The 18,401-nt window shown below is 60.8% G+C and carries 15 protein-coding genes and 2 pseudogenes; all 17 read right to left on the reverse strand.

Features of this window, described 5'->3' with window-relative positions; all coding sequences use genetic code 11:
- Nucleotides 1-104 precede the first annotated feature (104 nt).
- The gene (ccsB, locus tag CKROP_RS09360) at nt 105-1,289 is read right to left on the reverse strand and encodes a c-type cytochrome biogenesis protein CcsB (protein ID WP_012732502.1); all 1,185 of its coding nucleotides are present in this window, start codon (nt 1,287-1,289) and stop codon (nt 105-107) included.
- Nucleotides 1,290-1,393: 104 nt separating this feature from the next.
- Nucleotides 1,394-2,968 (reverse strand): cytochrome c biogenesis protein ResB, encoded by a 1,575-nt coding sequence (locus CKROP_RS09365; RefSeq protein ID WP_012732503.1) that lies wholly within the window; start codon nt 2,966-2,968, stop codon nt 1,394-1,396.
- A 119-nt stretch (nt 2,969-3,087) separates the two neighbouring features.
- Complete coding sequence (locus CKROP_RS09370; protein ID WP_041628922.1) at nt 3,088-3,912, reverse strand: cytochrome c biogenesis CcdA family protein; 825 nt, start codon at nt 3,910-3,912, stop codon at nt 3,088-3,090.
- The gene (locus CKROP_RS09375; RefSeq protein ID WP_148209759.1) at nt 3,909-4,571 is read right to left on the reverse strand and encodes a TlpA disulfide reductase family protein; all 663 of its coding nucleotides are present in this window, start codon (nt 4,569-4,571) and stop codon (nt 3,909-3,911) included. The genes CKROP_RS09370 and CKROP_RS09375 overlap by 4 nt, the downstream gene beginning before the upstream one ends.
- Before the next feature lie 278 nt (nt 4,572-4,849).
- Nucleotides 4,850-5,437 (reverse strand): annotated as a pseudogene (locus CKROP_RS09380) (histidine phosphatase family protein); the annotation flags it as partial.
- 4 nt (nt 5,438-5,441) lie between these two features.
- Complete coding sequence (gene hemL / locus CKROP_RS09385; RefSeq protein WP_041629624.1) at nt 5,442-6,734, reverse strand: glutamate-1-semialdehyde 2,1-aminomutase; 1,293 nt, start codon at nt 6,732-6,734, stop codon at nt 5,442-5,444.
- Nucleotides 6,735-6,851: 117 nt separating this feature from the next.
- Nucleotides 6,852-7,283 (reverse strand): annotated as a pseudogene (locus CKROP_RS11775) (ribonuclease H family protein); the annotation flags it as partial.
- A gap of 103 nt (nt 7,284-7,386) precedes the next feature.
- Nucleotides 7,387-10,038 carry a heavy metal translocating P-type ATPase gene (locus CKROP_RS09395; RefSeq protein ID WP_012732508.1) on the reverse strand — a complete coding sequence of 884 codons (2,652 nt, stop codon included), beginning with the start codon at nt 10,036-10,038 and terminating at the stop codon, nt 7,387-7,389.
- Nucleotides 10,029-10,484: a hypothetical protein gene (locus CKROP_RS09400; RefSeq protein ID WP_012732509.1), complete on the reverse strand. Its 456-nt coding sequence runs from the start codon at nt 10,482-10,484 to the stop codon at nt 10,029-10,031. Before CKROP_RS09400 ends, CKROP_RS09395 begins: the two co-directional genes overlap by 10 nt.
- Nucleotides 10,485-10,576: 92 nt before the next feature.
- Nucleotides 10,577-11,506: an ABC transporter permease gene (locus CKROP_RS09410; protein WP_012732510.1), complete on the reverse strand. Its 930-nt coding sequence runs from the start codon at nt 11,504-11,506 to the stop codon at nt 10,577-10,579.
- 74 nt (nt 11,507-11,580) lie between these two features.
- Entirely contained in the window at nt 11,581-12,630 is a 1,050-nt protein-coding gene (gene hemB, locus CKROP_RS09415) for a porphobilinogen synthase (protein ID WP_012732511.1), read from the reverse strand.
- A gap of 35 nt (nt 12,631-12,665) precedes the next feature.
- Nucleotides 12,666-14,324 carry a bifunctional uroporphyrinogen-III C-methyltransferase/uroporphyrinogen-III synthase gene (locus tag CKROP_RS09420; protein WP_012732512.1) on the reverse strand — a complete coding sequence of 553 codons (1,659 nt, stop codon included), beginning with the start codon at nt 14,322-14,324 and terminating at the stop codon, nt 12,666-12,668.
- Nucleotides 14,325-14,473: 149 nt separating this feature from the next.
- Nucleotides 14,474-15,361, reverse strand: coding sequence for a hydroxymethylbilane synthase (gene hemC / locus CKROP_RS09425; protein ID WP_012732513.1), 888 nt, complete (start codon nt 15,359-15,361; stop codon nt 14,474-14,476).
- Nucleotides 15,358-16,896 (reverse strand): glutamyl-tRNA reductase, encoded by a 1,539-nt coding sequence (locus CKROP_RS09430; protein ID WP_012732514.1) that lies wholly within the window; start codon nt 16,894-16,896, stop codon nt 15,358-15,360. Before CKROP_RS09430 ends, hemC begins: the two co-directional genes overlap by 4 nt.
- A gap of 450 nt (nt 16,897-17,346) precedes the next feature.
- On the reverse strand, nt 17,347-17,583 hold the full coding sequence (locus CKROP_RS09435; RefSeq protein WP_041628925.1) for a glutaredoxin family protein: 237 nt from the start codon (nt 17,581-17,583) through the stop codon (nt 17,347-17,349).
- A 113-nt stretch (nt 17,584-17,696) separates the two neighbouring features.
- On the reverse strand, nt 17,697-17,798 hold the full coding sequence (locus CKROP_RS11215) for a 30S ribosomal protein bS22 (protein WP_003402602.1): 102 nt from the start codon (nt 17,796-17,798) through the stop codon (nt 17,697-17,699).
- Nucleotides 17,799-18,006: 208 nt separating this feature from the next.
- Nucleotides 18,007-18,198, reverse strand: a complete 192-nt coding sequence (locus CKROP_RS09440; RefSeq protein WP_012732517.1) for a helix-turn-helix domain-containing protein — start codon at nt 18,196-18,198, stop codon at nt 18,007-18,009.
- Between the last annotated feature and the right edge of the window lie 203 nt (nt 18,199-18,401).

An 18,401-nucleotide genomic window follows, 5' to 3' on the forward strand; every position in this document is an offset into this window, starting at 1 on the left:
TGGGGTCCAGAAAAAACTGTGGGGGTATATGGGCGAAAAATGGCCGAAAATTGACCATATCCGCCCGCACTTTTCGCCACCGGGTCGCGTATCCCCCAGCAGTTTTAATTCAACCCGGCGTACGAGTGCAGCCCCGACACCACGAGGTTGATGAAGAACAGGTTGAACACCATGATCCCGAAGGCAACCACGTTGATCCATGCTGCTCGCTGGTCTTTCCACCCCGTCGTGGCTCGAGCGTGTAGGTAAGCTGCGTACAGAATCCACGTCACGAAAGACATCGTCTCCTTGGGGTCCCAGTTCCAGAACCGACCCCACGCGGATTCGGCCCAGATCGCACCAAAAATCACGCCGAGCCCGAAAATCGGAAACGCCACGACGGCCGTGCGGTATGCCAGCCGGTCGAGCCGCTTAGCACTCGGCAGCGGCCCCGCGATCTTCCCTACGATGCCGTGCTCTTCCCCCACCGGCTGAAACATTCTCACGATGTACGCCAAGCTACACATTCCGGATATCAGCCCGAAACCAGCACCGATGGACACCGTCGACACGTGAATGGGGAACCAGTATGACTGCAGCGCGGGTACCACCGGTGCCGACGCCGCGTACAGTTTCATCCCGCCGTAGAACAGCAGCGCGACCACGGGAGTCAGCACCCAGGGCCACATGATGCGGTTTTCGCGCTTGGTCAGAACCACCGTGGCGACGATCATCGCGACCAGCGACACCAGGGCGACATATTCGTATAGATTGCCCCAGGGGAAGCGATGTGCCGACAGCCCACGCAGAATGACGCACGCCGCGTGGAACAGCAGTCCGAGGAAAACGACACCCTGGCCGAACGTCCCCAAGCGGTCCACGCTGTCTTGACGAGCGTCGAGCTCAGCTTGGCTCATCACCGGGCGATCGTGGGCAACGCGTCCCCACAATGAGCGGGCCCGAGAACCTCCGCGACTCGACGAATCAGCAGAGGTTGTGGAGGCAACATCATCTGTGCCAGTACCTGCACCCACGCTTACCGACGCGACACCGGATTCCGATGCCTCCGACGCAACGCCGGATTTCGTCGCGCTAGCTCCGACCAGCTCTTTGTCCGAGGCGGCCTGGACCTGGGTTCCCTGACCTCCGGACTGGCTTTCCTCACGACGACTAGCGTCCTCATATGCCTCTTGAAGCATCCGCTCGCGCACGTAGTAGGCCAACATCACGATCAGCCCGATGACGTACACGGCGAACGCCACTTTGAACGAAAAGTCCGAAAACGAGGCGAGAGTCTTATTAACCGGCATAGTTCTCCTCTTGATCTGTGCCCAGGCTATTCCACGTCACACTTTGGAGCAATAAACACCCCATACTCCCAGGACGCACGACGACGGCCCGCACGAGCACCCCATCAATCCTCGTCGTCGTCCTCGTATTCATCGTCATCGTCCGGTTCCTGCAGGATTGCCCGCGCGTACTTATTGAACTCGCGGCCCCAGCCGGCCCTATCGGTGCGCGCAAGCCCGGCGGTCTCGACAAGCGCGGTGCCGTCGTCTTGCGGGGTGACGCGCACCCACATGCGTCGCCGCTTAATCGACACGGACCCCACCAACCCGGCAAGCATGATGAGCGTGATCCCCAACAAATACCCCTGCGTCGGATCGTGGCTGACCTGCAGGTTCACGAAGGGCTTCGCGCCGTTGAACGTGATTTCCGTCCCGTCGTTGAGGGTGGTTTTCTCGCCCTTCCGCAGGTTCACGCGATCAATTTTCGACAACAGCCCCTGGTGAATCAGGCTCGTGTCCAGGGTGAAGATGCTCTGGCCCACGCCGGTATCCAGCCCGGCATCGCCACGGAACACGTCGATAGCAACGGCCTCATCGTCCTGGGTGGGAAACCGCGACGCAGACAGCACATTGTTGTTCTCGCCGGTGAACACAGCCGTCGGCGCGTACATACCCTGGATCGCCAGCTGGTTTTTCCGTCGTTCTTGCAGGTCAGGGTACATCCCGGCGGGCGGATCAAACCGCATCGCGCCGGCTGACAGGAAGTTCGTCATGTCGGTCGGCTGCCACTGGATCTCTCCCGTGCGCGTCTCGCCGTCGGGCCACTTGACCGTAAACGAGGGCGCATAACCATGCCCCTGCAGGTACACGCGGTCGCCCGCGATCCGCAGCGGGTGATTGACCTTCAGCGTGTACTTTGTCCACTCTGACGTGGGCTTATCGACGTCGTCCTTCGTCGCATACCGAATGTCGGAGGTGAACATCTTCGCCTGCCCATTGGACAAGTAGTCCGCTTTGAAGTCCTCGATCTGCAGGCAGTACGGGGACAGGCGCGTTCCGTCGACAAGAGCCCCGTGTCGGAACGAGTCAAAATTAGCGACGGCTGAGTTGCAGAACTGCGAGTTTTCGTTGCCGGCGATGACGATGACCTGGCCTTCGTAGTACATCAGGCGACCGGCCGCGATGAAGACCAGCATGACGGTGAGGCCGATGTGAAACACGAGGTTGCAGAATTCGCGGGCGTATCCGCGTTCCGCACTGAACGACCATTGCCCGGCGCGGTCCTCGTTTGCCGACGTTTCACGCGTGTGCCATCTCTTGAACAGCGGGGTGATGTGATCGCGCGCGTAGGTGTCGGTGTCGGAAAAGTCGCTGGCCGGGATGGTGCGGGCGCGGTAGTGGGGCAGCCGGTTGAGGTTCTTGGGCGCTCGCACGGGCTGGGAGCGCATCGCTTTGTAGTGCTCCCATGTGCGGGGGATGATGCAGCCGACTAGCGATATGAACAGCAGGACGTAGATGGCGGTGAACCACGTGGAGGAGAAAACGTCGAAAAGCTGGAGCTTGTCGTAGATCTGTCCGAGCTTGCCGTTGTCGGCGATGTAGGTGTCGACTTTCTCTTGGTTCAGGGAGCGCTGTGGGAGGATGGCCCCTGGGATTGCGCCGAGGGCCAGGAGGAATAGCAAAATCAGCGCGGTCCGCATGCTGGTTAGCCAGCGCCAGGGGATGCGCCACAGTGATGAGAATTGTTTGCGCGCCAAATCGTCTGCCTTTCTTTTGCTATCCGATTATGGTCTATGCGGCAGATCAAGGGTGAAGAGGTCTAGATGGGGGTCACCGTGCTGGTCACTGCCCATTGCCGGATCCACGACACGAATACCGCCCATTGGCCTGTGACCAGGGCAATCCCGACGACGATCAGGGCGACACCACCGGCGATCTGGACCCCGCGACTGTGACGACGCAACCACGATACGCTCGCTAGCGCCCGGGAGGACCCCAACGCCACGATGACGAAGGGCAGCCCCAGCCCCAAGCAGTAGAAGATGATGAGGATGACTCCGCGCAGGGCCGTCGTTCCCTCCGTTCCGGCAGCGATGCTAATGATCCCGGCGAGGGTGGGACCTAAACATGGCGTCCACCCGAGGGCGAACACTGCGCCCAGAAGCGGAGCCCCCATCAACGTGGACCAATGCTTCGGAGCCATGCGACGCTCGTTCTGCAGGAACGGTATGAACCCTAGGAACACCACGCCCATCACAATGGTGACGACGCCGCCGACGCGTTGTAGCAGCTCGTTGTTCATCTGCAGGGCGGAGATGGCGCCAAAGATGGACGCCGTCGCTAAGACGAAGACCAGGGTGAAACCGGCGACGAACAGCAACGCAGCCCCGGCAACGCGACCACGGTGCGAGCGAACTTTTGTCCCCTCAGCTGTGATGTCGCTTTCCGCGCCGACGACACCGGCGAGGTAGGAAATATAGCCGGGCACGAGCGGAATGACGCATGGGCTCGCGAACGAAACAAGGCCTGCGAGTGCGGCAGCGCCTAACGCGAGGAGTAGCGGACCCGACGCCGCGGTGTCCGCAAAAGCGGCACCGATATCAGCGTGAAGCTGGGCGGCATGAACCTGGGCGGGGATCATCATTCCTTCTCCAGGTCGTTCACAACGTCCATGATTTCTTTCGCATTGACCTCACGGAGGAAGACCGCCGCCGGCCGGTGCTGTTTATCGAGGACAATCGTCGTCGGCACGACGGATGCGGGGATTCCGCCTAGAGAGATAGCAGATTTGAAGGAGGGGTCGTAGATGCTCGGGTAGGTGATGTCGTTATCTTTGACGAAATCCTGTGCGGCCTGCTTGTTGAAATCGCGGACGTTGATCCCGAGAACGGTGCCGGCTGGTCCGCCTTTCGATGTGCCGGAATCATCCGAACCGTCCGCGCCATTTCCCGGACCTTTCTGCAGGTCATCCTGGATTTCTTGCAGGTCATCGACCTCGGTGCGGCACGGGGCACACCACTGGCCCCAGGCGTTCAGCACCACGATCTGATTGTCGAAATCCGACAACTTAATCGTCTTATCCGACTCCATTAACGACGGCCCGGACAGGTCTTTGACCGGCTTACGATCCTTCTGGTCGTACTTGATGACCAACTGGCCACCCGGGGACACGAAGCTGAAATTCCCGCCGACGGCGACAGCGTCTTTACCAGCGGTTTCGTCAGAACCGCAGGCGGTCAGTGTGGTAGCACCGACCGCTGCGATGGCGCAGGCCACAAGTGCGGACGCTACAGAGTGACGCACGGACAGCACCCAACCATGACGATGCGTCACTTTGCGCGGACGCGCCGAAGTATCCACCGATGCGCCACCGTGCGCAGCCACCTTTGGACTAGCGGATGTCGTCTTCTTCACCACTCACACCACCTCACACTGAATCCGGCCCGTATCGTCAACTTATACGCCACGTGTCGGACTTAAACGCCTTGCGCTGGCTCGCTATAGACCAGATCGCTCACCTGGGCACGAACGCTCGAGGCCGTATCCGCTGCACGAACATCCGACGCCACACCCGACGCGCCCTTTTGCGCAGGGACGTCCACCGCATCGTCGTCGTCGAAAATGAGGCTGGTCACGCTGGCCAGTGAACACTGGCGAACCGCCGGATTGTGGGCCAACGCCTTGCCCGCGTAATCGCGCTGCACCATCACGATGGGAAGCTGGTGAGACACCAGCACAGCCTCGTGACCACGCGCCTCTTCACGCGCTCGTCCCACTGCAACCCACATACGGTCGCAAATGTCCTGGTAGGGCTCGCCCCAACTGGGCTGCATCGGTTCTGTCAGGTGGTGCCACAGTTTGGGATTCCACAGCTGGGAGCGCCACCCTTTAATCCGATGCCCTTCGAGCTCATTTCCGGCTTCGATGAGGTCATCGTCGATCGCGATGTCCACACCGGTCACTTTCTGGAAGGGCTCGGCGGTTTCCTGGGCGCGCACCAATGGCGATGCTTTCACCACTGTCACATCGTGATCCGTGAAAGCGCGAGCACACATCGACGCCATGACGCGTCCACGGTCGCTCAAGTGATAGCCGGGTAGGCGGCCATACAGAATGCGATCCGGGTTGAAGACCTCGCCATGACGGACGAGGTGGACAATCGTGGACACGTACTTAGCCCTCCTTGGTGGCCGCTGCGGCCGCCTTCGCGGCAGGACGCAATGCAGATTCAATGCGAGAGAAATCTTCGTCGGTCAACGCCGTAGATACAAACCAGGTCTCAAATGGCGACGGCGCCGTGTACACACCGTTGTCCAACAGCTCGTGGAAGAACGGGGCGTAACGGAACGTATCCGCGGCTTGCATATCCGCGAAATTATGCCCCTCACCCTCGGCAAAGCGCACCGACAGGAACGTCGACGCGCGCTGGATGTGGTGGGCAACGCCCTCACGTTCCAGAGCCTCGTGCAGCAGGTTTTCCAACCGGTCGGCATTCGCGCGGATCGTCTCGTAACACTTCTCATCTGTCAGGCGTAACGACGCTAACCCGGCGGCCATCGCCACGGGGTTACCCGAGAGCGTCCCCGCCTGGTACACGGGTCCCTCCGGCGCAAGGTAGGACATGATGTCGCGTCGGCCACCGAATGCGGCAGCCGGCAGACCACCCGACACAACTTTGCCGAAGGTGACGAGGTCGCCCGCCACGCCATCGACGCCGTACCAGCCCTCATGCGAGGTGCGGAAACCCGTCATGACCTCGTCGAGAATAAGAAGAGCGCCATACTCGTGGGCGATGTCCTTGAGCCCGGCGTTGAACCCCTCGTGGGGTGCGACGGTCCCCATATTCCCCGCGGCGGCTTCGGCGATCACACAGGCAATGTCGTCGGGGTGCTTCTCGAACACGTCACGAACCGCGTCGAGATCGTTGTATGGCACCACAATCGTGTCGCTCTGGGTCACACCTGGCGAATCCGGCAAACCGAAGGTCGCCACACCACTGCCCGCCGAAACCAGGAGAGAATCGACGTGCCCGTGGTAGCACCCCGCGAACTTCACGACCGTCGACCGGCCGGTGAAACCGCGTGCCAACCGGACCGCGGACATGGTGGCCTCGGTACCGGAGTTCACCATCCGCACTTCGTCCACCGCGGTGCGACCAATAATCTCCTTGGCCAGGCTGTTTTCCGCAGCAGTGGGCGCTCCGAACGACAGGCCCTTCGTCGCTGCTTCCTGGACGGCCTCCACAATCGCGGGATGGGCGTTGCCGTGCAGCATCGGCCCCCAGGATGACACCAAATCCACGTACTCGTTTCCATCGACATCGCGCAGGTGGCTGCCCTTCGCGGAGTCAATGAACAGCGGCGTGCCCCCCACCGAGCCGAATGCGCGCACCGGGGAATTCACACCACCCGGGATCAATTCACGAGCTTGTGAGAACAAATCACTACTACGAGTCATAGTTTTCATGGTAGGGAACTCCGCTGCTAACTGCCCACACTCGTCCGCGGGCGACGCCGACTCACGCGAATACCCCGGCCCCCGGTTTGGTTCTTGCCGACGCTTATACGCCATTGCTGCCGCATTCGCGCGACTATCAGCAGCCTCGTTGAGCTCATGGCCGGCGTGCCCCTTGACCCACCGGAATGTCACCGCAGCACCGCTCTTCCGACGACGCGTGAGCAGTTCGTCGATCTCCTTGATCTGCTCCACGTTCAGAACGGGTTTCCCGTTCGACTTCTTCCAGCCTTTTTTCTTCCACCCATGGACCCACTTTGTTACCGAGTTAATGACGTATTGGGAGTCGCAGAAAACCTCCAAGTCCTCCAGACGACCATTACTATCGCACACCTGTTCGGTAACGCGCAACAATTGACGGACGGCCTCAAGCTCGCCCTTGTTATTCGTCCCCCGTGACCATCCCCCAGCAGCCCAATGGGCATCGTCAATGTACCAAGCCCACCCCGAAGGACCTGGATTTCCAATCGCTGATCCGTCAACCGCAGCCGTAATTGTCATGACGCTCAGTGTAAACGGCACCTAGGACATGAACCCATAAGTGCCGTTAACCACGGCCAACACGCCGTTACTCACTGCCGACGCCCCACGCGCCAACCCCGCTCTACGCCCGCCGCAACGTCAACGTCCGCATCTCAATCACGGTCGAGCCCAGCAGCATCAACAGCGTCGACACCAAGGGGTTAATGATCGACAACGCGCCGCCCACCAGCGCGAACGTGTTATACGCCCGCGAGAAGTTCATGTTGCCCTTGCCCACGCGCCGGACTTTCGTCGCCAAGTTCACGGCATCAGGCACAGCGCGTACTTCGTCGCGAAGAATAACGACCGACGCATCAACCGTGTCCAGGCAATCGGCAGCACCAACGAGGATTCCGACGTCGGCCACTGCCAGGTACTTCATCAAGTCGCGGTCACCAACGAGGGCGACGCTGTAACCCTCGCGGTGCATGGACCGCACGGCCGCCCCTTTACGCGATGGCGCGATCCCGGCCAGAACCAGGCTCATGCCCAAACTGTCCGCGGACTTCTTGGCCACCGGGTACGTATCGCGGGAGAGCATTCCCGTCTCGATGCCCATATCTTCCAGCTGCTCAATGGCCTCGGCCGCGTCGTCCTTGGTCGCATCGATCACGGTGATCACGCCGCGGTTCTTGTTCTTCCAAGAGACCACCAAGGGGGTCCCGCCGGAGATCGCCGCCATCGCCAGGCGATCATCTTTCAACTCGGACAGATCGCGGGGCCTCCATAGCGCAGCTTTCACGGAACTCATCTCGCCGCGGATCGGAATATCCACGGTGCCAATAAATGACCCGTTGTCGGTGATCTGCTCGCCCGTCACCTCGATCCAGTGGGGGACGCTGCTACCGCCGGCTCCCAGGTCACGCGATTCACGGGCGGCTTTCACCAGCGCACGCGACACACCATGCTCACTCTCCATGGCCAGAGCACCCGCCACGCGGAGGATCAGGTCGGCGTTCTCCCCTTCCGCCGCGGTCACGCTCTCCACTTTCATGTTTCCGGTGGTCAGCGTGCCCACGCGGTTGAAGAGCAGCATGTCGCACTCGCCCAGATCCCACATCACTTGCTCGTCACGGAACAAGATGCCGCGGCTGATCGCGCGCGCCAGCCCCAACCGCGAGGCCAGCGTCGTCGAGATAGCCAGGGACACCGGCCCCACACCGGTGAGCACCGCCAAACTTGCCGCCAGCGCACCGGCCGCGTCCTTCATGATGAGGAACCAGTTCAGGAAGCACATCACGGCCAGCACGATCGCCCACGGCACAAGGAGCGACGCCGACCGGGTCGCCGTGCGCGTCGCCATGTGCTCGGCGTAGTCACATTCCTCAACCCAGCGGTGCATGGCCGCCAGACGCGTCGTGTGCCCGGACCGATCAACACGGATCTTCAAAGTATCCCCCATATTGCGCCCACCAGCGTAAATATGGGAATTCACCTTGACGACGGTCCGGTTACTGTGCCCAGACACCGGCCCCGGACTAATTAACGACGACCCACCGACGACAACTCCATCGACGGGAATGATGTCCCCCGGCGCGACGAGAATGTCCTCGCCAGGGTGGAGTTCCGCGGCGCTGACGGACTGTTTCCGTGGCCCGTCGGCAGTTCGACGAATGACGGTGACCATCATCCCCGAGTCCACGTTATGCGTGGACAGTAGCTCCATGCTGTGCAGGCGGTTGCGTCGTGACAGGAGCCGCCCCAGGAGAACCAGGGTGGTCGCTCCGCAGGCGACGTCGAAAAAGACTTGCGGTTGGTGCTGAAAGACCAGCCATTTGGGTGGCGACGTCCAGTCACCCTGTGGCCGCATAAAAACGACGGTGGCCACGGACCACACGTAGGCCACGGCGACGGCCAGCGAGGTTGCGGAGTCGAGCGCGGCCATTTTGCGACGGAGACCGCCGACAGCTGCCCGATGGAAGGGCCACGCACAGTAGGACACGACGGGCAGGGCCAAGCCAGCCGACACCCACTGCCAGTACGGGAACTGCAGCCGCGGGAACAGGGCGATCGCCACCACGGGAACAGACAACGCCACCGCCACGATGAGCCGCAGCTTCGTGATCAAAGCGCGCGCTGTGAACAACGCCTCCATGTTGTCGGGCTTCTTCACACGGAAAGGGTGCCGGGACAGAAACGACTCGTTGTGCCGACGATGCCGGCGTCGTTTCCGCTCTTTCCTCTCCTGCTCAGCCTCGGATTCGATGACCTGCCGGTACACGGACCCCAGCTTCTTGACGGCACTCACGCCGCTGGCCTGGAGGACCGAAATGATGTGATCCACCGACATCGAGCTCGGTGCCGAGACCCACGCCGTCGACGGTTTCCCATAAACAATGCGTGCGGTCACGCCCTCGACATCGGACAGCATCTTTTCGATATCGCCCGCGTGGACAGCGTCCTCAAGCCCGTCCAACTCCAGGGTGAACGAGTGGTATGACTTTTCTTCGTCCTCATCATTCAGCAGACCGGTGTGGCGACGCTCAACGCCCAGATCGCGGGCAGCATCGACGGCCGCCTTGATAGCGGTTTCAGACTTCTCCAGGGACTCCGGGTCGGCGGGAAGGAGCGAACCATCCGCGGCACGTCGATTATTACGGGGCGAGTACTTCCCCGAGTAGGAACCATAGGGGCGACGGTGCCGTGGGAAATCTGTCGGTGGCTCGCCCGATGCAGGCTTCTTGGGTGAGCTATCTGGCGTGTGGTCGTCGACAGCCGATTTTTTTACTGCCATAGCGAGCGAACTCCGAAATACGATCGTGCGGACGGCTGGACCATACACATCACAGCGATGGCCAGAAGAACAGCAATGAGGGCAAGGACAAACCCGCCGACGTGGATAACGAAAGCCATGATATTAAGAGCAATTCCGCCGGCCGTCAATGCGATCAGAACGACCCGGGCACGTCGGTTACCTGCCGACATGGGGGCGACGGCGAAACCGATGGCGCACCCCAGAAGAACATTGGCAATGCCGACTATCCGCATATTCCGTTCCCACGCGTGAATGAAGTCAGAGTCCTCATGGCCGGTGTAGTGGGCGCTAGCTAAAATCAGGCCGGCCAGAACCATCAGCACCGCAGCGATAACAAACACCCACCGGGCCGTTGTGACCATAGGTGGGCGTGGTTGACCTCCTGAGGGGGAGGTGGGCTCACTATCGGTGCTGGACATCGGCATACTTGTACCTTACGTGCCGACACCGTCTCTGTACTATTTTCGGGCCTTACTTCCGGGCGTTCCTGTCGTTACTTCCGGGCGCTCCTGCCGCCCTAGTTCCCGTCGCCCGAGCTACCGGAGTCGTCCTTGGGGGACGTTCCGCGCAAATAATCGGACGCTGGCGGCCGGGTAGAAAACCAAATCCCCACCGCCGACAACACAGCCGACACAATGCCTAGCGATCCTGTTGCCCATACGAACATATTGGACCCGACGTCCGGCACCGCGAAGGCGCCGCTCACGCCGTTCACAATTAGGTAGGCGGACCCCAGGACCAAGAGGAACCGCGTCCACTTCTTCCCCTTCACGAATTGCTTGATCAGGAGAACCGCGACCAAGCTGGCCACAATGTAGAACACGGCAATCATCACCCCACTGACCGAGGCGATGGCCGAATTGCTGACATCTTCCGTGGACATGCCATACATATCTTTAGCCTGTTTGATGGCGGTATCCAGTATCGACGGGTTCGCAATGACCTCGATCCCGGTCAGCACACCGAGAATCGCCTGCAGGAGTGCGGTCCACATCCACGCTGTCCGCGCATCCTTCACATCTTGAGGCGGCTCGGGCTGCTTTTTCTTGTCGACATTATTGTTCGACGACGGCGACCCGGTCACGGCCTGCGGTGGCATCCCGTACCCACGGTTCGCGTCATCCGGGGTGTATCCGCCGGCCGCGTTATCGGGGCCGTACCCACGGTTGGAGTCTCCTGGGTTTTGTGCTCCTCCCGGGGCCGGGGCACCTCCAGGGAGTGGATCGCCACTGACACCTGGTTCTCCCGGGGCCGGTTCACCTAAGCCCGACGACCCCGACTGGCCGGGTGTCGACGGCGGAGCGGGGTTCGGCTGCCCCGGCGTCGAGCCCGAACCCGGCGTCGGACCCGAACCAGGTGCAGGCCCGGATCCCGGCGCGGGCGACGCGCCAGGGGTGGTTGCCATCCGCAGCGTCGGGGACAGATGTGTGTGCTCAGGTGAAGCCATAAATTCCTCCAATATGGGGCGGCAAACTACCGCAGCGGAGCATGGGGTGACGGTGTGCACGCAAACCGCGTGACTTAGTTGTCCTTCAACCAGTGGGCTACTTCAGTGGCATAGTACGTGAAGATCATGTCCGCGCCGGCCCGTCGGATAGAGGTCAACGATTCCAGCACGATGCGTCGCCTATCAATCCACCCCTTCTGCGCGGCAGCCTCAATCATGGAGTACTCACCGCTGACCTGGTACGCAGCTACGGGAACGGGCGAAAAGTCCGCAACCTCGCGAACCACATCCAAGTACGCCATGGCCGGCTTGACCATCACCATGTCCGCACCTTCGTCGATATCCAGCTGCACCTCAAGCAACGATTCACGCCGGTTCGCGGGATCCTGCTGGTAGGCCTTCCGATCGCCCTGCAACGAGCATCCCACGGCATCGCGGAACGGCCCGAAGAACGCCGACGCATACTTCGCCGAGTACGCCATGATCGACACATCCTCATAACCAGCGTCGTCGAGGCCACGTCGGATTTCCGCGACCTGCCCGTCCATCATTCCGGACGGGCTGACAATGTGCGCCCCCGCCTTGGCCTGCGATACCGCCATTTTCACATAGAGCGGCACGGTCTTGTCATTATTAACGACGACGGTCCCGTGCTTGTCTTCCGTCAGCACACCGCAGTGGCCGTGATCGGTGAATTCGTCCAGGCAGGTATCGGCCATGACCAGGATGCTGTCACCGAATTCCTTACGCACCGCGGCAATCCCGCGGTTGAGGATGCCATTGGGGTTCCAGGCCTCGGACCCTTGGGCGTCTTTCTCCTCCTCGAGGGGGATGCCGAACAGGTCAACGCACCGCACGCCGGCGTCGCGGGCCTCGCGAACGGCGTCGATAAGAGAGGACACGGTGTGCTGATACTGCCCCGGCATGGAGGGGATTTCTTCCGGCTGGTCGATGCCGTGGCGGACAAATAACACCTGGATCAGGTTGGCCGGATCTAAACGAGTCTCTGCAACGAAATCCCGCATCGTCGCCGACGTCCGCAAACGGCGGGGGCGACGTTGGAGACCTAAGCTATCGCGGGATGGGCGGTTCGTGCTCTGAGAGGATTCGTTAGTTTGTGACATGCGCCCCAGGGTACTACGTGGTCCCGACACGCTACTTACGAGGACTTTTTCTTCTTCCGCACTTTCCTAGGAGGCGGCAATTGCCCCGCCGCACGCAAACCTGCCACATGTTCCGCGAGCGCGTCCACGAGTTCGGGAACCCCGGCTTCTTCCGGCACGACGTCAACACGCAAACCACATTCTTTCGCGGTCGCTGCGGCCATCGGGCCTATGCAGGCAATAATCGTGCGCTGGTGGGGTTTCCCGGCAATGCCAACAAGGTTCTTCACTGTCGACGACGACGTGAAGCACACTGCGTCGAACCCGCCTGACTTAATCATGTGGCGGATATCGGCGCTGGGTGGGGCCGCACGAACGGTGCGGTAGGCCACAACATCGTCCACGTCCCAGCCTAAATCAATGAGGCCGTCGACCAGAACGTCGGTGGCGATATCCGCGCGGGGAAGGAAAACCCTGTTCACGGGGTCAATATCGGCATCATAGGGCGGGAAAACATCCACGAGTCCCGACGCGGAACGCGCATTGGCCGGGGGCATGAGCTCAGGATTAATGCCCAGGTCCGTCACAGCCTTGGCCGTTTTCTTTCCGACGGTCGCGATGCTCACGCCGGCGAAAGCGCGGGCGTCCAGGCCGATCGCGGTCAGTTTCTCCCACACGGCTTTCACCGCGTTCACGGAGGTGAAGACGATCCACTGGTAGCGCCCGTCAACCAAGCCTTTGATGGCGCGTTCCATTTGCGCTGGGCTGCGCGGGGGCTCCACAGAGATCGTCGGCACTTCCAACGGGATCGCACCGTGTTGAGCCAAGCGGGTGCTCATCGGCCCTGCCTGCGACTTCGCTCGGGGCACCAGCACCGACCAGCCGTACAGAGCCCGGTTTTCCCACCACGAATATTTGTTGCGCGCACCGACCTCGACGCCAATGGTGACCACCAAATGACCTGGCAGATCGCCCTCGCACGATGTCAACGTGCCCAAGGTGACGTCGTAGGTTTTCTGCAAACGAGTAGTGCCATTCACCGTGACGGTGGCCGGCGTACTTTCGGGCAGACCACGGTCCACCAGCCGGGACTCAATGACAGGGAGGTCCTGGGCCTCCGCCTGGAGAACGAGCGGCTGGGGTGCCTGGGCCAGCCGATCCCACGTCGCGGTGTCGTCGCTACCCGTCACATCCGTTTCGGTAAAACTCGAACCAACGGCGATACCAGCGAAGGACGGAACCGTCGAGGGAACCGACATTCCCGGCACGACCTGGAAATCGGCATCATGAGCAGCAACAGCACTAATTTCCGCCAACACCGAGGTGTTACCCAAAGGGTTGCCCGCGACCAGGCGAATAACGTCGGTCCCCGTGGCAGCCTGAGCCAACATGGCATCGGCCGTCGCCTGCGGGTCACCCTCGGGGCTGCGAATATTCGCCGCCGTCGGGGGAGGAGGGGGCGTTGGCCGTCGGCGAGACCCTTTTGCTTTCGCTTCCTCCACCATCCGAGCAAACTCTTGCTCGGCTTCCTCTATTTTCTCACGCGGGACGGGGACATCGTGCCCCACGAGGCGGCAAATAGATTCACCGACGCCGTCATCCACCCATGCGTCCGCAATAGATGTCAGAACTTCTCGTGCGCGCACCGTTAAGAGGTCAGGGTTACCGGGGCCGGCACCGACGAACAGGATGCGCCCTGGAGTCGAGTTGGTCATGGAGATCCTTTAAAGCGGGGTCGAACCGCGGCTAATTTTGACTAAAAGAGAATAAATCCTACTACGTGCTCAATCCAAAACGACGACACCCTCCGACATCACAGACAGGGGCTAGTACCCGGCCGACGGAGGGCCCCACACCGGTGCACTCACATCAAATCCATCGCATTATGCGCACGTAGATACTCCGCTGCTTGGTGGCCAATGTCCTCGGTTGGTTCGCCTTCGGAACTCCACGTCACACGCTCAGAGCCGTCCACCGCGAATACACCCGCGCGGAACGAATCCTCCGTCGCGTAGGCACCCACGGGGGCGGTACACCCCGCGTTCAATGAGGCCAAAACTGCACGCTCCGCGATAGCCCGACGGTGCGACATCTCGTGATCAAGCACATGAATCGCATACAAGGCTTCCTCGGAACAATTCTCGTGCCCCTCGGCAACGGCTTCCACCGCCAGCGCCCCCTGTGCTGGAGCGGGCAGCACCGTGTCCACATCCAACGTTTCCGTCGCCTCCGCCAGGCGACCGAGGCGTTCTACACCGGCACGCGCCAAAATCACCGCGTCCAGGTCCTTCTCTAACCGCCCGATGCGCGTATCGACGTTGCCGCGGATAGGCACGACGGTACAGTCCGGCCTCAGCGCCCGGACCTGCCCCATGCGCCGCGGGGCACCGGTTCCAATCATCGACCCTGCCGGCAAGTCCGCCAGCGGAATCCGGTCGCGGGAGAACACCACGTCACGGGCGTCGACCCTGGGCGGAACGGCCAAACGAAAACGCGGGTCAGGTGCCGTCGGCAAGTCTTTAAAAGAATGCACAGCCAACGAGCACTCACCCGCGGCAAGTGCCGTGCGAAGTGTTTGCGTGAACACTCCAACACCGATCCGTGCAACAGGAGTACCAGCACCCTGTGACGCGTCCCCCGGTGTATGAACTGTGAATAGTTCAGCTTCTAATCCGGCGGAAATCAGCGCGTCCCGGACGTGCCCAGCTTGGGTTAATGCAAGCGCGGAACCCCTGGTGCCAATACGAATCATGAATGCCCTTTCTTCACATCCGATCCATCATGTCGCAGCCCCATGATCGCGCCCATACTGCGAGGGTCAGCGGGATCAGGCAAGGCCATAGGAACAGCGTAGTTGGTCAATGACGAATCTGGTTGTGGCACAGAGGGCTCTGGCCGTCCTTCGGCCGCCGACGGGTACTCCACATCGTCCAGGCCGAAGAGGTCCCGGATCGCATCCGAATAGGTCATATCGGTGTGGCCAGCCAGTTTCTTGAGCTGAACTGTCGGCGTGTGCATGAGCTTGTCCACCACACGCTTCATGGCGCTGTGGACTTCTTTGCGTTCCTTCTCGCTCAGGTCCGGGGTGCGGGAATCGATCCGGTCCAGCTCACTGCGCAAAATGTCCGCACCACGCCGGCGCAACGCCTTGACCGTCGGAACCACATCTTGGCTACGAATGCGCTCGACATACGACCGCAGTTCCTCAGCGACGATGGACCGTGCCAGTGCAGCTGCATCATCAGAAACGACGCTGGGCTGGGCACTTTCTGGCAACCCCTGGTTGTGCTTGACGACGTCGCTCTCGTTCTCGAGGGCAGCGCGGCGCTCTTTCTGCATCGTGTCAATATTCAGCACGGTCACGCCGGGGCGAGGAGCGCACACGACGTCGCGAGGCAGAGACAAGTCGCAAATGACGAGGTCAGCGGAGGTTTCAGACGAATCGCCGTGGCGCTGTTCCGCGCGAACCGCGAGTGCCTGGTCAACCATCGGAGTATCAACCAACGGGTCCAAGGCTCCAGTAGCGGTGACGACGATATCCGCACGGGACATCTCTGTCACAAGGTCGGACAGATCGGTCGCATCCGCGGATACGCCTACCTCGCGGGCGTGGGACGCCACATTTTGCGCGCGACCCAGTGTGCGGTTAGCAATGGTCATCGACGCGCCGAGGCGGCCAAGATGCGTCGACGCCAACGAGGCCATCGCACCGGCCCCCACCACGAGCGCGTGACGGTCGTCGAGGTTGTCAACCCCCATCGCGTCCAAGGCCTGGCGAACGGCGAAGGACACCATCGACGGCCCTTCGTCGTCAATATCTGTTTCGGCATGAACGCGCTTGCCTGTGCGCAGCGCACGATGTGCCAATTCATGCAACCCGTGCCCGATAGTGCCATCTTCCGTGGCGCTCGCGTAGGCGTCGCGAATCTGGCCAATAATCTGCTGCTCCCCCACAACCATGGAGTCCAGGCCGGCAGCAACGCGGAGCATGTGTTCCACGGCGGACTCAGCGTACCGCACATATAAGTGCGGGAACAGTTCCGACACCGACGCGCCCGAATACCGCGAAATGGTATCGACGATGTGCTCCACCGTCGGGTGGAAACCCTCACACACCACGTAGAACTCTGTGCGGTTGCACGTGGAAACGATCAATGCCTCAGAAATAAACGGCTCGGTTAGAAGGTCCGCCGCCACCTTAGGGCGGTCCTCCGCACTTACCGTAGCCCGCTCCAACAAGGAAACAGGTGCACATCGATACGACATGCCTACGAGCACAATGCTCACGAAAGAACCTCCTCGCAGGGGATCCCCGCTCTTCTCTGTGCGGGTGCCGGACTGTCCACCAGCACAGAAGCCACCGGAAGGGTCGTCATCCTTACGGAACTCTCTGAGCTAGCTGAGCGCCCCCCCTCGGCCCGTTCGACAGGCCAACCAGGGCACCCCGGGAGTCTCCACTAGCAGCTGTAGTAACAGGGGTAACACAGCTGATCCCACATATTCGATTAAACACCGTATCCGCTTTGCCCCTTCCATGACAAAGAAAGCGGTTATTTACGGCGTGTGGGCCACACATGAGGGGGTAAACACTCAGATTTTGGAGGTATTCCACAACAATTCGGGCAACCCCGGTAAGGACAGGCAAAAGTTTCATAAAACCGCTCGGGGTCAGACGGCACTACTCATTGCCGACGGTGGCCATCTGTGGGACACAGTGTTCACACCCGACGGCACCTCTCACGCTTCGAGAGCGGCGATGAGGTCCTCGTCGTCAATCTCCCAACAGGCGATTTCGTCGTCGTCGACAAGGACGACGGGAACACGATCCCCGAATTCCATCGCCAAGCTGGTGTCGGAGTCAACGTCCGTGACCACAAACTCGGCACCCCAGCGTTGACAGATCGGGCGAATCTGCTCCGCAACACGTCGGCACGATCCACATGATTGCCTGATCATCAGTTCAACCTGATGCATATACACGTCCTCAAATACGACAAAAGCCGGCCTCGGAGGCGAAGATCCGTGCAGTCACGGTTCCACCTCATCCGACAGGTCGGCTTTGGCGAGAGCTCCTCACGGAGCCCGGTTTACTTACCGAGCTTCCTACGCTGAACGCGGGTGCGGCGCAGAAGCTTGCGGTGCTTCTTCTTGGACATACGCTTGCGGCGCTTCTTAATGACAGAACCCATGAGGAATCCTTTATCGATAGTGAACAGTTTCTCGCCTACGCACGAGGCAGACACGAATGGCCACCACTCTACCGGCCACGACGTGCTAAAACCAAAAGTGAAACGTAGGGCGTATCTGCCACGCAGTGTCCGTCAGAGACATATTCGCTGGTGGGGGTGAGACTTTTCTAGCCTCACCCCTCGCAACCAACGAGTAGATCGCGTGCGACTAGATCGCTTTGTAGTGCGACTCTTTAAGGTACTCATCCACCGCAGACTCGTGTACCCGGAAGGAACGCCCTACGCGAACAGCCGGAAGCTCACCGGCGTGGACCAGGCGGTACACGGTCATCTTGGAGACTCGCATAATGTCTGCAACTTCAGCGACCGTCAGAAACGATCCGTTTTCTGCATGGCTCATACTCAGTTTTCTACCTTTCGGCACGCCGCGCTGCAGGCTTCCCCTCCCGCAGGGTGACACGCACGTGCTTAGACCAGCTTAGCGTGAATGATGTGTCATAGCGATTATAGGGGGACACAACGTGTTAATTGTGCAGTTAAGAACACCTATGGAACCGATGAGAACCCATGAGCATCATGGGACGAGTGTGAAACAAAGCAACC

The sequence above is a fragment of the Corynebacterium kroppenstedtii DSM 44385 genome (genome assembly GCF_000023145.1).
GTDB lineage: Bacteria > Actinomycetota > Actinomycetes > Mycobacteriales > Mycobacteriaceae > Corynebacterium > Corynebacterium kroppenstedtii.